The sequence below is a fragment of the Variovorax sp. GW823-FHT04F07 genome (assembly GCF_058795995.1).
Map to the genome: position 1 here is coordinate 19,106 of NZ_JBXAIG010000003.1, position 14,054 is coordinate 33,159.

Annotated in this window: 12 protein-coding genes; all 12 read left to right on the forward strand. The window is 67.8% G+C overall.

Features of this window, described 5'->3' with window-relative positions:
• Positions 1-16: 16 nt before the first annotated feature.
• Positions 17-337, forward strand: coding sequence for an FAD assembly factor SdhE (locus tag AC1RAA_RS15395; protein ID WP_062479704.1), 321 nt, complete (start codon positions 17-19; stop codon positions 335-337).
• 24 nt (positions 338-361) lie between these two features.
• Positions 362-1,672 carry a citrate synthase gene (gene gltA / locus AC1RAA_RS15400; protein WP_062479703.1) on the forward strand — a complete coding sequence of 437 codons (1,311 nt, stop codon included), beginning with the start codon at positions 362-364 and terminating at the stop codon, positions 1,670-1,672.
• 180 nt (positions 1,673-1,852) lie between these two features.
• Complete coding sequence (locus AC1RAA_RS15405) at positions 1,853-2,806, forward strand: LysR substrate-binding domain-containing protein (protein ID WP_492732055.1); 954 nt, start codon at positions 1,853-1,855, stop codon at positions 2,804-2,806.
• Positions 2,807-2,854: 48 nt separating this feature from the next.
• Positions 2,855-4,276 carry a 3-isopropylmalate dehydratase large subunit gene (leuC, locus tag AC1RAA_RS15410; RefSeq protein ID WP_492732054.1) on the forward strand — a complete coding sequence of 474 codons (1,422 nt, stop codon included), beginning with the start codon at positions 2,855-2,857 and terminating at the stop codon, positions 4,274-4,276.
• Between the two features lie 14 nt (positions 4,277-4,290).
• Positions 4,291-4,941 carry a 3-isopropylmalate dehydratase small subunit gene (leuD, locus tag AC1RAA_RS15415; protein WP_062479700.1) on the forward strand — a complete coding sequence of 217 codons (651 nt, stop codon included), beginning with the start codon at positions 4,291-4,293 and terminating at the stop codon, positions 4,939-4,941.
• Positions 4,942-4,982: 41 nt separating this feature from the next.
• Positions 4,983-6,071 carry a 3-isopropylmalate dehydrogenase gene (gene leuB, locus AC1RAA_RS15420; RefSeq protein ID WP_062479698.1) on the forward strand — a complete coding sequence of 363 codons (1,089 nt, stop codon included), beginning with the start codon at positions 4,983-4,985 and terminating at the stop codon, positions 6,069-6,071.
• A 90-nt stretch (positions 6,072-6,161) separates the two neighbouring features.
• On the forward strand, positions 6,162-7,307 hold the full coding sequence (asd, locus tag AC1RAA_RS15425) for an aspartate-semialdehyde dehydrogenase (protein WP_062479697.1): 1,146 nt from the start codon (positions 6,162-6,164) through the stop codon (positions 7,305-7,307).
• Between the two features lie 167 nt (positions 7,308-7,474).
• Positions 7,475-10,279, forward strand: a complete 2,805-nt coding sequence (locus AC1RAA_RS15430) for a FimV/HubP family polar landmark protein (RefSeq protein ID WP_492740599.1) — start codon at positions 7,475-7,477, stop codon at positions 10,277-10,279.
• 31 nt (positions 10,280-10,310) lie between these two features.
• On the forward strand, positions 10,311-11,135 hold the full coding sequence (gene truA, locus AC1RAA_RS15435; protein ID WP_070062263.1) for a tRNA pseudouridine(38-40) synthase TruA: 825 nt from the start codon (positions 10,311-10,313) through the stop codon (positions 11,133-11,135).
• Complete coding sequence (locus tag AC1RAA_RS15440) at positions 11,132-11,875, forward strand: phosphoribosylanthranilate isomerase (RefSeq protein ID WP_139702441.1); 744 nt, start codon at positions 11,132-11,134, stop codon at positions 11,873-11,875. Before truA ends, AC1RAA_RS15440 begins: the two co-directional genes overlap by 4 nt.
• A 47-nt stretch (positions 11,876-11,922) precedes the next feature.
• A complete protein-coding gene (gene trpB, locus AC1RAA_RS15445; RefSeq protein WP_487848984.1) occupies positions 11,923-13,209 on the forward strand; it encodes a tryptophan synthase subunit beta in 1,287 nt (428 codons plus the stop codon).
• Entirely contained in the window at positions 13,209-14,054 is an 846-nt protein-coding gene (gene trpA, locus AC1RAA_RS15450; RefSeq protein ID WP_159275647.1) for a tryptophan synthase subunit alpha, read from the forward strand. Before trpB ends, trpA begins: the two co-directional genes overlap by 1 nt.

A 14,054-nucleotide genomic window follows, 5' to 3' on the forward strand; every position in this document is an offset into this window, starting at 1 on the left:
CCGAGAAGCCTTACTTATGTCGACCCCCGCCAACGCCCCCGATACGCTGCTCGGCGAACGTGCGCTGAGCAAGCTCAAGTGGCGTTGCCGGCGCGGCCTGCTGGAGAACGACCTGTTCATCGCCCGCTTCTTCGAGCGGCACGAATCCCACATGACCGTCGGTCAAGCGGGAGCGATGGAGACATTGATGGACCTGTCGGACAACGACCTCCTCGACCTGCTGCTGTGCAGAAAGGAGCCCGAGCCCGCATGGGCCGGGGCCGAGGTGGTCGCATTGCTGCAGCTGATGCGTACCGACGGCGCTCAGCGTCCTGCCATTTTTTCTCCTTCGTCCTGAATCCACCTCTGAAAGTAAACCGAAATGAAAGCATCCGATACCAAGGCCACGCTGTCGTTCAGCAATGGCGGCGACAACGTCGAACTGCCGATCTACAAGGGCACCATCGGGCCCGACGTGATCGACATCCGCAAGCTGTATGCACAGACCGGCATGTTCACGTACGACCCGGGCTTCATGTCGACCGCCGCCTGCCAGTCGGCCATCACCTACATCGACGGTGACAAGGGCGAGCTGCTGTACCGCGGCTACCCCATCGAGCAGCTCGCGACCAACTGCGACTTCATGGAGACCTGCCACCTGCTGCTGTACGGTGAACTGCCGGACGCAGGCAAGAAGGCCAGCTTCACCAAGCTCGTGACCAACCACACGATGGTCAACGAGCAGATGCAGTTCTTCCTGCGCGGCTTCCGCCGTGATGCCCATCCGATGGCCATCATGACCGGCCTCGTGGGCGCCCTGTCGGCCTTCTATCACGACAGCACGGACATCAACAATCCCGAGCACCGCGAGATCGCCGCGATCCGCCTGATCGCGAAGATGCCCACGCTCGTGGCCATGGCCTACAAGTACACCGTCGGCCAGCCGTACATGTACCCGAAGAACGAACTCAGCTATGCAGGCAACTTCCTGCACATGATGTTCGCCACGCCGTGCGAAGAGTACAAGGTGAACCCGGTGCTCGAGCGCGCGCTCGACCGCATCTTCATCCTGCACGCAGACCACGAGCAGAACGCCTCGACCTCGACCGTGCGCCTGTGCGGCTCGTCGGGCACGAACCCCTTCGCGGCCATTGCAGCCGGCGTGGCGTGCCTGTGGGGCCCGGCCCACGGCGGCGCCAACGAAGCGGCGCTGAACATGCTGTACGACATCCAGCGCGAAGGCGGCGTGGAAAAGATCGGCGAGTTCATCAAGAAGGTCAAGGACAAGAACTCGAACGTCAAGCTGATGGGCTTCGGCCATCGCGTGTACAAGAACTACGACCCGCGCGCCAAGTTGATGCAGGAAACCTGCAACGAAGTGCTGACCGAGCTGGGCCTGGAAAACGACCCGCTGTTCAAGCTCGCCAAGGAACTCGAGAAGATCGCCCTGGAAGACGAGTACTTCGTGTCGCGCAAGCTGTACCCGAACGTCGACTTCTACTCGGGCATCGTGCAGCGCGCCATCGGCATCCCCGTGCCGCTGTTCACCGCGATCTTCGCGCTGGCCCGCACGGTCGGCTGGATCGCCCAGCTGAACGAAATGATCGGCGACCCCGAGTACAAGATCGGCCGCCCGCGCCAGCTGTTCGAAGGCTCGCCCAAGCGTGACGTGAAGCCGATCTCGGCTCGCTGATCGACCGGCTGCGGAACCTCCGCTCCCTGAAAAAAGCTGCCTCCGGGCAGCTTTTTTATTGCCCGTTCGGCATGCCCCTCCTCGCCAGCCGGCAGCGAGGTCATCGCGCATCGCGATGGCAAGGGCTTCAAAACAGGAAGAAAATAGCAAACTCATCGCCAAACGCGATGCCCAAGCCCCATGAGCACGTCCGAACGCAACTTTGCCCGCCGCATCGACCTCACGTCGTTGCAGCTGTTCGTGGCCGTGTGCGAGCTGGGCAGCATCGGGCGTGCGGCGGAGCGCGAGTTCATTGCGGCCTCGGCCGTCAGCAAGCGGCTGTCCGACCTGGAGGCCACGCTCGGCACCGCCCTGCTCTACCGCCATGCGCGCGGCGTCGACCTCACGCCGGCTGGCGAGAGCCTGCTGCACCACGCGCGCTCGGTGCTCTACAGCCTCGAGAAGATGCAAGGCGAGCTCAGCGAATACGCCGACGGCGTGCGCGGGCACGTGCGGGTGCACGCCAACATCTCGGCCATCGTGCAGTTCCTGCCGGAAGACCTGGGCGTGTTCTCGCGCGCGCACGAGGCCATCAAGATCGACCTCGAGGAGCACCTGAGCAGCGAAGTGATCCGCGCGGTGCAGGAAGGCGCGGCCGACCTCGGCGTGTGCCACGTGGCCGGCGGCGCGGGCGAGCTGCAGAGCCTTTCGTACCGCCACGACCGCCTCGCGCTGATCGTTCCCGAGGGGCACGCGCTGGCCGCGCACGACACGATCGATTTCGTCGACTCGCTGGCCTTCGACCACGTCGGCCTGCACACCAACAGCTCGATCTACGTGGCGATGCACGAAGCGGCCCTGAGCGCCGGCCGCAGCGTGAAGCTGCGCATCCACGTCACGGGCCTGGACGCCATGTGCCGGATGATCGACAACGGCCTGGGCATCGGCGTGATGCCGCAGCGCGCCTTCGAACTCATGCACAACGGCATCGGCCGCGGCCTCGTGAGCGTGACGCTCAACGACGCCTGGGCGGCGCGCGAGATCCGCCTGGTCGCGCGCGACTTCTCCACCCTGCCGGTGGCGGCGCGCACGCTGGTGAACCACCTGCACGCGGCGGCCGATTCGGCCGACGCCACCGAACGACTCGCGGCCTAGACCGCGTCGACAGACAATCCATTTCCCCACGAAAGACAAGAGACCGACATGGCACGCACGCTCTACGACAAGATCTGGGACGAACACGTCGTCCACACCGAGGAAGACGGCACCGCGATCCTCTACATCGACCGCCACCTGGTGCACGAAGTGACCAGCCCGCAAGCCTTCGAAGGCCTGCGCGAGGCCGGCCGCAAGCTGTGGCGCATCAGCTCGGTCGTGGCCACCGCCGACCACAACACGCCGACCACCGGCTGGGAGCGCGGCTATGAAGGCATTGCCGACCCGACCAGCAAGGAACAGGTCACCACGCTGGACCACAACATCGCCGAGTTCGGCGCCGCCGCGTTCTTCCCGTTCCTGAGCAAGCGCCAGGGCATCGTGCACGTGATCGGCCCGGAAAGCGGCGCGACGCTGCCGGGCATGACGGTGGTCTGCGGCGACTCGCACACCTCCACGCACGGCGCGTTCGGCGCGCTGGCGCACGGCATCGGCACCAGCGAGGTCGAGCACGTGATGGCCACGCAGACGCTGCTGGGCAAGAAGGCCAAGAACATGCTCGTGAAGGTCGAAGGCAATCTGCCTTTGGGCTGCACCGCCAAGGACATCGTGCTGGCCATCATCGGCAAGATCGGCACCGCCGGCGGCACGGGCTACACGATCGAATTCGCGGGCTCCGCGATTCGCGACCTGAGCATGGAAGGCCGCATGACGGTCTGCAACATGGCCATCGAGGCCGGCGCACGCGCCGGGCTGGTGGCGGTCGACGAGAAGACCGTCAGCTACGTGAAGGGCCGTCCGCTCGCGCCCACCGGCGTTGAATGGGACCAGGCCGTAAGCTACTGGCGCACGCTGCAGTCCGACCCCGGCGCGACCTTCGACGCCGTGGTCGAGCTCGACGCTGCGCAGATCCAGCCGCAGGTCACCTGGGGCACCTCACCCGAAATGGTGGTCGAGATCAACGGCCGCGTGCCCGACCCCGACAAGGAAAAGGACGCCAGCAAGCGCAGCGCCATCGAGCGCGCGCTGGTCTACATGGGCCTGGAGCCCAACAAGGCCATGAACGACATCTTCATCGACAAGGTGTTCATCGGCTCGTGCACCAACAGCCGCATCGAGGACATGCGCGAAGCCGCCGCCGTGGTGAAGAAGCTCGGCCAGAAAGTGGCCAAGAACGTGAAGCTCGCGATGGTCGTGCCCGGCTCGGGCGTGGTGAAGGAACAGGCCGAGCGCGAAGGGCTCGATGTGATCTTCAAGGCCGCAGGCTTCGAATGGCGCGAGCCCGGCTGCTCGATGTGCCTGGCGATGAATGCCGACCGCCTGGAGCCCGGCGAGCGTTGCGCATCGACCAGCAACCGCAACTTCGAAGGCCGCCAGGGCGCCGGTGGCCGCACCCACCTCGTGAGCCCGGCCATGGCCGCCGCCGCCGCGGTGCACGGCCACTTCGTCGACGTGCGCACCTTCGCCTGATCTGGAGACATCACATGCAGAAATTCACCGTGCACAAGGGCCTCGTGGCCCCCATGGACCGCGAGAACGTCGACACCGACGCGATCATTCCCAAGCAGTTCCTCAAGTCGATCAAGAAGACCGGCTTCGGCGTGAACCTGTTCGACGAGTGGCGCTACCTGGACGCCGGCTTTCCGGGCCAGGACCCGGCCAGCCGCAAGCCGAACCCCGACTTCGTGCTGAACCAGCCGCGCTACGCCGGCGCCTCGGTGCTGCTGGCGCGCAAGAACTTCGGCTGCGGCTCGTCGCGCGAGCACGCGCCGTGGGCGCTCGACCAGTACGGCTTTCGCGCGATCATTGCGCCGAGCTACGCCGACATCTTCTTCAACAACAGCTTCAAGAACGGCCTGCTGCCGATCGTGCTGCCCGAGTCGCAGGTCTCGCAGCTGTTCGACGAAGCCTTCGCCTTCCCAGGCTATACGCTGACCATCGACCTGGAACGCCAGGTGGTCGTGAAGCCCGACGGCCAGGAGTTCGCGTTCGACGTGCAGGCCTTCCGCAAGTACTGCCTGATCAACGGGCTGGACGACATCGGCCTGACGCTGCGCCACAAGGACAAGATCAAGGCCTTCGAGACCGAGCGCCTGGCGCAGAAGCCCTGGCTCGCGCACACGATGATCTCGTGATCGGCGGCCTTTCCGTTTTCAAAAAAAACTCAGACCAACTTATGAAAATCGCAGTTCTCCCGGGTGACGGCATCGGCACCGAAATCGTGGCGGAAGCCGTCAGGGTGCTCGAAGTCCTCGACCTGAAGTTCGAGATGGAATCGGCTCTGGTCGGCGGCGCGGCCTACGAGGCGCACGGCCACCCGCTGCCCGAATCGACGCTGAAGCTCGCCAAGGACGCCGACGCGGTGCTGTTCGGCGCCGTCGGCGACTGGAAGTACGACAAGCTCGACCGCCCGCTGCGACCCGAGCAGGCCATCCTGGGGCTGCGCAAGAACCTGGGCCTGTTCGCCAACTTCCGCCCGGCCATCTGCTACGAGCAGCTGGTGGGCGCCTCGAGCCTGAAGCCCGAGCTGATCGCGGGCCTGGACATCCTCATCATTCGCGAGCTGACCGGCGACATCTATTTCGGCCAGCCGCGCGGACGCCGCATCGCCACCGACGGCCACTTCCCGGGCGCCGAGGAAGCCTTCGACACGATGCGCTACTCGCGCCCCGAGGTCGAGCGCATCGCCCGCGTGGCCTTCGAGGCGGCCCGCAAGCGCAGCAAGCGCGTGACCAGCGTGGACAAGGCCAACGTGCTGGAGACCTTCCAGTTCTGGAAGGACATCGTGACCGAGGTCGGCAAGGAATACCCCGACGTCGAGCTCGACCACATGTACGTCGACAACGCGGCCATGCAGCTCGTGAAGGCGCCCAAGAAGTTCGACGTGGTGGTCACCGGCAACATGTTCGGCGACATCCTCTCGGACGAGGCCGCGATGCTCACCGGTTCCATCGGCATGCTGCCCTCGGCCTCGCTCAATGCGAGCAACCAGGGCCTGTACGAGCCCAGCCACGGCAGCGCGCCCGACATTGCTGGCAAAGGGGTTGCCAATCCTTTGGCTACAATCCTGTCCGCTGCCATGATGCTCCGCTTCTCCCTCAACCAGCCCGAAGCTGCCGACCGTATCGAGTCGGCGGTCAAGCACGTGCTCGCCTCTGGGCTGCGCACGGGCGACATCTGGTCCGAAGGCACGAAGCGCGTCGGCACCCGCGAAATGGGCGACGCGGTCGTAGCAGCCATCACCAAAAAGACGATTACCGGCTAACCGCAGCCCGCTTCGTCACGCCCTCCCCCGGCCGACGAGTCGGGGGCAAAAAAGACTGATTTTTTCTTTCTTCACTAAGGGCAAACTGAAATGGCGAACGCATCCAAGCAACCTCTGGTCGGCCTCGTGGGCTGGCGCGGCATGGTCGGCTCGGTCCTCATGGACCGCATGCAGGCCGAAGGCGACTTCGGCCTCATCGAGCCGGTCTTCTTCTCGACCTCGAACGCGGGCGGCAAGGCCCCGGCGATGGCCAAGAACGAAACCACGCTCAAGGATGCGAACGACATCGAGGCACTGAAGAAGTGCGACATCGTCATCACCTGCCAGGGCGGCGACTACACCAGCGAGGTGTTCCCCAAGCTGCGCGCCGCCGGCTGGAACGGCCACTGGATCGACGCGGCCTCCACGCTGCGCATGAACGATGACGCGATCATCGTGCTCGACCCCGTCAACCTGCCCGTGATCCAGAACGCGCTCGCCAAGGGCGGCAAGAACTGGGTCGGCGGCAACTGCACCGTCAGCTGCATGCTCATGGGCGTGGGCGCCCTCTACAAGGCCGGCCTGGTCGAGTGGATGACCAGCATGACCTACCAGGCAGCCTCGGGCGGCGGCGCGCAGCACATGCGCGAGCTGCTGACCCAGTTCGGCACCCTGAACGCCGAAGTGCGTGCGCTGCTCGACGACCCGAAGTCGGCCATCCTCGAGATCGACCGCAAGGTGCTGCACAAGCAGCAGAACCTGAGCGCCTCCGAAATCGCCAACTTCGGCGCCCCGCTGGGCGGCTCGCTGATCCCCTGGATCGACAAGGACCTGGGCGACGGCATGTCCAAGGAAGAGTGGAAGGGCGGCGCCGAGACCAACAAGATCCTCGGCCAGGGCGCGGGCTTCGGCACCGCCGCCACGCCGGTGGACGGCTTCTGCGTGCGCATCGGCGCGATGCGCTGCCACAGCCAGGCCCTGACCTTCAAGCTCAAGAAGGACGTGCCGGTGGCCGACATCGAAGCGATGATCGCCGCCGACAACCCCTGGGCCAAGGTCGTGCCGAACACGCGCGAAGCCACCGTGAAGGACCTGACGCCGGTGGCCGTGACGGGCACCATGGACATCCCGGTCGGCCGCATCCGCAAGCTGGCGATGGGCCCCGAGTACGTCGGCGCCTTCACCATCGGCGACCAGCTGCTGTGGGGCGCCGCCGAACCGCTGCGCCGCATGCTGCGCATCCTGCTCGAAGCCTGATGCGGGCAGCTCAGGCCCTTGAAATACAAAAATGTTGCCGAAAGGCAACACAGGATGTCATCGGAAGTATGCGCGCACTGGGTAGATCAGGCGCATTGCCTTGTCAGTGCATGTTGATGATGCTAACGTCCTCTTACAAATTCAGGGCCTGAGCCGCCCCTATCAGCATGACAAGACATCTGTTGCCCGCGGCCCGCCCTTCGGCCGCCCGCCCCGCCCTGCCGTCGAATGGCTGGCGCCTTTCCATCCTGGGTGCCGCTGCGGCCCTGACGCTGGGACTGGCCAGCGCCGACGCCAGCGCCTTCGCGCTGGGACCGCTGCGGGTGCAGTCGGCACTGGGCGAACCGCTGCGCGCCGAGATCGATGTCACTGAAATGGCCGCCAACGAGGCGGAAGGCCTGAAGATCAACATCGCCACGGCCGAAGCCTTCAAGAACGCAGGCATCCCCTACAACGCGGCCCTCGGCGACGTGAAAGCCACGCTGCAGCGCCGCGCCGGCGGCCAGTACGTGGTGCGCCTGGCCGGCAACCGCCCGCTCAACGACCCCTTCATCGACCTGCTGCTCGAAGCCAACGGCGCCTCGGGCCGCATCGTGCGCGACTACACCGTGCTGCTCGATCCGCCGGCCACGCGCCAAGCGGCAGCCGCACCGGTGACGCCCATCGCACCGCAGATCGCCACGCCGGTCGAGCGCCCCGCGCCCGCCCCGCGCGTGCGGCGCGAACCCGCGCCTGCAGTGGCCGCGACGCCCGCACCCGCTGCGACTGCGCCGGCCCCTGCGGCCGCACCGGCTCCTGCGCCGGCACGTGCCGTCGTCGCCGCGCCCAGTGGCGGCAGTGGCGAGCAAGTCACAACGCGCCGTGGCGACACCGCCGGCAAGATCGCCTCGGCCCACAAGCCCGCCGATGTCTCGCTCGACCAGATGCTGGTCGCGCTGCTGAACGCCAACCCCGACGCCTTCGTCGGCGGCAACGTCAACCGGATGAAGGCCGGTGCCGTGCTCGACCTGCCGAACGCCGCCGCAGCAGCCGCCGTGCCGGCCGCCGACGCACGCCGCACGATCACCGCGCAAAGCCGCGACTTCGGCAGCTACCGCCAGCGCCTCGCCGAAAACGCTCCGACCACCAACGTCGCCGCCGCGAGCCGCCAGGCCTCGGGCAAGCTGCAGGCCAGCGTGGAAGACCGCAATGCCGCCGCCAGCGCGCCCGACAAGCTCACGGTGTCGCAAGGCAACGCCGCCGCGCGCGCCGCCGATGAAAAGGTCGCCCAAGCCCGCCAGGCGCAGGACAGCAGCAACCGCGTCGCGGAACTCACGAAGAACATCAACGAGCTGAACAAGCTCAAGGCCGGCACCGGCACGGGCACCGGATCGTCCGCTGCCGCCGCCGCGCCCGCAGCGCCGGCCGCCACGCCCGGCATCGCCGTTCCCGCACCGCTGACTGGTGCCACGACGCCGACGCCAGCGGTCGCGGCCGCTCCTGTGCCCGCCGCGGCCCCTGCCGCCGCAGCCACCGCACCGGCAACGCCGACGCCGGCAGCCGCACCAACCGCTCCCGCTGCAACGGCCCCCGTCGCCGCGGCCTCTGCTGCAGCAGCCGCCGCACCGTCGGCCACCGACGCAGCCGCCCTGCCCGTGGCAGCCGCAGCCAGCGCTGCAGCCGCCGCCGCGCCTGTCGTCGCACCCAAGCCCGTGGTCAAGGCGGCCCCGCCGCCGCCCCCGCCGGAACGCAGCTTCCTCGAGGAGCTGCTCGACAACCCGCTGATGCTCGCGGGCGCCGCGCTGATCGCGCTGCTGGTCGGCTTCCTGCTGTACCGCGTGCTGGGCCGCCGCCGCGAAGAAATGAGCGAAAGCGTGTTCCTCGAGAGCCGCATCCCCAAGGACTCGTTCTTCGGCGCCAGCGGCGGCGAATCGGTCGACACCAAGAACCGCGGCGACTCCACCGTGTCGTCGCTGTCGTACTCGCCGAGCCAGCTCGACGCGGGCGATGTCGATCCGGTCGCCGAAGCCGACGTCTACCTCGCCTACGGCCGCGACCTGCAGGCCGAGGAAATCCTGCGTGAAGCGCTGCGCCTGAACCCGGACCGCACCGCCATCCACCTCAAGCTGCTCGAAATCCACGCCAAGCGCCGCGATGTGCGCGCCTTCGACGGCCTGGCCACCGAAGTGCACAAGCTGACCAACGGCGCGGGCTCCGAATGGAACCGCGTGGTCGACATGGGCAAGGACCTCGACCCGGGCAACCCGCTGTACGAATCGGGCACGGGCACGGGCACCGCGCGTGGCGCCAGCCAGGCCGAAACCGCCGCATTCGCCGGCGCGCTGGCCGCCGCCGCCAAGCCGGCTGCTGTCGCCGCGGCCGCCGTCGTGGCACCGCCGCCCCCGGCCGCACCGCCCGTGGCGTCGGCCCCGCCGGCCTTCATGCCCTCGGTCGCGCCGCTGGACTTCGACCTCGACCTGACCCAGCCGCCCGCACCGGCGCCCGCCCCCGTGGGTGCCAGCCTGCCGAAGTCGGTCTACGCACCGACGGCTGCACCGGCCCCGCTGAGCAACGGCCATGCCGCAGCGCCGGTCGACCTCGAAAACGATTTCGACACGGCCCCCGGCGCGCTGACGGCCCACACGCGCCCCTCGTCGCTGAACGACGCGGAGCACAACACCCGCCCGGCCATGCTGCGCGACACGCTGCCTGCCGACTCGGGCTTCATCGAGTTCGACATGAGCGCCCTCGCCGGCCTGCCGGCCCGCTCCGCCGCCGCCGAAGCACCGCGCTCTGCGGCCGTGGCCACCTCGCCGTCCGCCCTGGACGACGACGGTGACGACAACCCGCACGCCGTGAAGCTCTCGCTGGCCCGCGAACTGCAGGCCATCGGCGACGTCGAAGGCGCGCGCTCGCTGGTCGAGGAAGTCGAAGCCGAAAGCGCCGGCGACCTCAAGTCGCAAGCCAAGCAGCTGCTCGCCGAACTGCGCTGAGCCGGTTGCCGACTGCCCTTCTGATCGCTTCGTGAGGCTGGCACTCGGCATCCGCTACAACGGCCAGGCATACGAGGGCTGGCAGAGCCAGCGCTCGGGCCGCACGGTGCAGGACAAGCTCGAAGCCGCCCTCGCGAAGTTCGCCGGCCTGCCCGCCGGCAGCCGGGTCAGCACGCTGTGCGCCGGCCGCACCGACGCCGGCGTACACGGGCTGATGCAGGTGGTGCACTTCGACACCGACATCGAACGCGATCCGTTCTCCTGGATGCGCGGCACCAATCGCTACCTGCCCGACGACATCGCGGTGCAGTGGGCGCACCCGGTGCCCGACGAATTCCATTGCCGCGCCAGCGCCCTGGCACGCCGCTACGTCTACGTGCTCTCGCAGTCGCCCGTGCGGCCCAGCCTCGACGCGGGCCGGGTCGGCTGGTCGATGTACCCGCTCGACGGCGATGCGATGCGCGCCGCGGCGGCGCTGCTGGTGGGCCGGCACGACTTCAGCTCGTTCCGCGCCTCCGCCTGCCAGGCCCTCTCACCGGTCAAGGACCTGCGGCGCCTCGAGATCACGCGCGTGGGCGACGGCGAACGCTGCCGCTGGCACTTCGAGTTCGAGGCCGATGCCTTCCTGCACCACATGATCCGCAATCTGATGGGCAGCCTGGTGCGCATTGGCCGCGGCGACGAGCGGCCCGAATGGATCACCGAGGTGCTCGAGGCGCGCAGCCGCAAGGTCGCGGCGCCCACCTTTTCCGCCGATGGCCTGTACTTCCTCGGCCCGTTGTACGACGCCAAGTGGGGTCTGCCGGCCGAGGCCACGTTCCAGGGCGAGCGGGCTTCGTATGATGGCCCGCCATGACATCTCCCGCCCCCCTCGCCCCGCGCACCCGCATCAAGATCTGTGGCCTCACGCGTGAGGCCGACGTCGACGCGGCGGTCGAGGCCGGCGCCGACGCGATCGGTTTCGTGCTCTACCCGAAGAGCCCACGCGCCGTGAGCGTCGAGCGCGCCGCCGAACTGGCCTCGCGCCTGCCGCCCTTCATCACGCCGGTGCTGCTGTTCGTGAACGCGGACGCCCCCGAAGTCCTGGCCTCCCTGGCCCGCGTGAAGGGCGCCATCGCGCAGTTCCACGGGGAAGAAACGCCCGAACAGTGCGAGGAAGCCACCGGTCCGGGACGCTTTCGTTACATGCGCGCCGCCCGGATTCCACTGGGGGCTGCCGGGGCCGGCTTCGACCTCGTAAAATACGCGTCCGATTACTCCCGCGCCCAGGCCATCCTGCTCGACGCCCATGTCGAAGGTTATGGCGGAGGCGGCAAGGCTTTCGATTGGTCACTTCTTCCACCCGCCGTCGACGCTCACCTCGTCTTGAGTGGTGGGCTCACACCTGCAAACGTGAGCGATGGCATTCACAGCCTGCGGACGCGCTGCAAGACGCTGTCCGTTGATGTGAGCTCGGGCGTCGAAATCGACGGTCCCGGGCACAAGGGCCTCAAGGACGCCGGAAAGATCCGGGCATTCGTCGCCGCCGTGAGAGCCGCAGATGCGGCGAACACTGTCAAAGCCTCGGCAGCCGACGCTTCGTCCTTCTCCAGTTAGCCGCCGCACCCGATCGCACTCGGGCTGCGGCCCATCGATCGAGAACCATGCAAAGCCAATTCCAGGACTACCAGCAACCCGACGCCAGCGGCCATTTCGGCCCCTACGGCGGCACCTTCGCGAGCGAAACGCTCACGCACGCGATCAACGAGCTGCGCGACGCGTACGCCAAGTTCAAGGACGACCCGGCCTTCCTGGCCGAGTTCCACTACGAGCTGAAGCACTTCGTCGGCCGCCCCTCGCCGATCTACCACGCCGCGCGCACCAGCCGCGAAATGGGCGGCGCGCAGATCTACCTGAAGCGCGAAGACCTGAACCACACCGGCGCGCACAAGATCAACAACGTGATCGGCCAGGCGATGCTCGCGCGCCGCATGGGCAAGCCCCGCGTGATCGCCGAGACCGGCGCCGGCCAGCACGGCGTGGCCACGGCCACCATCTGCGCGCGCTACGGCCTCGAATGCGTGGTCTACATGGGCAGCCAGGACGTGAAGCGCCAGAGCCCCAACGTCTATCGCATGAACCTGCTGGGCGCGACCGTCGTGCCCGTCGAATCCGGCAGCAAGACGCTGAAGGACGCGCTCAACGAGGCCATGCGCGACTGGGTCACCAACGTCGAAAACACCTTCTACATCATCGGCACGGTGGCGGGCCCGCACCCCTACCCGACGATGGTGCGCGACTTCCAGAGCGTGATCGGCACCGAGTGCATCGCGCAGATGCCCGCCATGCTGGCGGCCGACGGCATCACCGGTGAAGCCGAGGGCAGGCAGCCCGACGTGGTGGTCGCCTGCGTGGGCGGCGGCAGCAACGCGATCGGCATCTTCCACCCCTACATTCCGTTCGCGGGCACGCGCCTCATCGGCGTGGAAGCGGCCGGTGAAGGCCTGGACAGCGGCAAGCACGCCGCCTCGATCCTGCGCGGCAGCCCCGGCGTGCTGCACGGCAACCGCACCTACCTGCTGCAGAACGACGACGGCCAGATCACCGAAACGCACAGCGTCAGCGCCGGCCTCGACTACCCGGGCGTGGGCCCCGAGCACGCCTACCTGGCCGACATCGGCCGTGCCGAGTACGTCGGCATCACCGACGTCGAGGCGCTCGAAGCCTTCCACTACCTGTGCCGCACGGAGGGCATCATTCCCGCGCTCGAATCCAGCCACGCCATGGCCTACGCCCTGAAGCTCGCCAAGACCATGCGCCCCGACCAGTCGATCCTCGTGAACCTCTCGGGCCGCGGCGACAAGGACATCGGCACCGTCGCCGACCTGTCGGGCGTCGATTTCTACGACCGCCCCTCGATGCGCGGTCTGAGCGTGAAGGGAGGCAAGTGATGAGCCGCATTGCCGCCAAGTTCCAGGCCCTGCAAACGCAAGGCCGTCGCGCGCTGATCCCTTACGTCACCGCCGGTTTCCCCTTCGCCGACATCACGCCTGAACTCATGCACGGCATGGTCGAGGCGGGCGCCGACGTGATCGAGCTGGGCGTGCCCTTCTCCGACCCGATGGCCGACGGCCCCGTGATCCAGAAGGCCGGCGAGGCCGCGCTGGCGCTGGGCGTCGGCATGAAGCAGGTGCTCGCCATGGTGGCGGCCTTCCGCGCCAAAGACACGACCACGCCGGTCGTGCTCATGGGTTACGCCAACCCGGTCGAGCGCTACGACCTCGTGCACGGCAAGAAGGCCTTCATCCGCGACGCGGCCGCGGCCGGCGTCGATGGCCTGCTGGTCGTCGACTACCCGCCCGAGGAATGCGAGGACTTCGCCGCCGACCTGAAAGCCGCCGGCATCGACCTGATCTTCCTGCTGGCCCCCACCAGCACCCCCGAGCGCATGGCTCAGGTGGCGCGCATCGCGAGCGGCTACGTGTACTACGTGTCGCTCAAGGGCGTGACCGGCGCCGGCCACCTCGACACCGAGGCGGTCGGGCGCATGATCCCGCGCATCCGCGAGCACGTGAGCATCCCCGTCGGCGTGGGCTTCGGCATCCGCGACGCGCGCACGGCGCAGGCCATCGGCTCGGCGGCGGACGCCGTGGTCATCGGCACCAAGATCATTCAACTCATCGAAGACCAGCCCCGCGACAACGTGGTGCCCACGGTGCGCGAATTCCTGGCCGGCATCCGGGAGGCGCTCGACGCGCTGCCGGCCGCCACGGCCAAGAACGCGGCTGGTCGATAA

What these genes read in the sequence shown, in the direction of transcription:
- AC1RAA_RS15395 (WP_062479704.1), top strand. Translation starts at nt 17, where the DNA reads ATGTCGACCCCCGCCAACGCCCCCGATACGCTGCTCGGCGAACGTGCG.
- gltA (WP_062479703.1), top strand. Translation starts at nt 362, where the DNA reads ATGAAAGCATCCGATACCAAGGCCACGCTGTCGTTCAGCAATGGCGGC.
- AC1RAA_RS15405 (WP_492732055.1), top strand. Translation starts at nt 1,853, where the DNA reads ATGAGCACGTCCGAACGCAACTTTGCCCGCCGCATCGACCTCACGTCG.
- leuC (WP_492732054.1), top strand. Translation starts at nt 2,855, where the DNA reads ATGGCACGCACGCTCTACGACAAGATCTGGGACGAACACGTCGTCCAC.
- leuD (WP_062479700.1), top strand. Translation starts at nt 4,291, where the DNA reads ATGCAGAAATTCACCGTGCACAAGGGCCTCGTGGCCCCCATGGACCGC.
- leuB (WP_062479698.1), top strand. Translation starts at nt 4,983, where the DNA reads ATGAAAATCGCAGTTCTCCCGGGTGACGGCATCGGCACCGAAATCGTG.
- asd (WP_062479697.1), top strand. Translation starts at nt 6,162, where the DNA reads ATGGCGAACGCATCCAAGCAACCTCTGGTCGGCCTCGTGGGCTGGCGC.
- AC1RAA_RS15430 (WP_492740599.1), top strand. Translation starts at nt 7,475, where the DNA reads ATGACAAGACATCTGTTGCCCGCGGCCCGCCCTTCGGCCGCCCGCCCC.
- AC1RAA_RS15440 (WP_139702441.1), top strand. Translation starts at nt 11,132, where the DNA reads ATGACATCTCCCGCCCCCCTCGCCCCGCGCACCCGCATCAAGATCTGT.
- trpB (WP_487848984.1), top strand. Translation starts at nt 11,923, where the DNA reads ATGCAAAGCCAATTCCAGGACTACCAGCAACCCGACGCCAGCGGCCAT.
- trpA (WP_159275647.1), top strand. Translation starts at nt 13,209, where the DNA reads ATGAGCCGCATTGCCGCCAAGTTCCAGGCCCTGCAAACGCAAGGCCGT.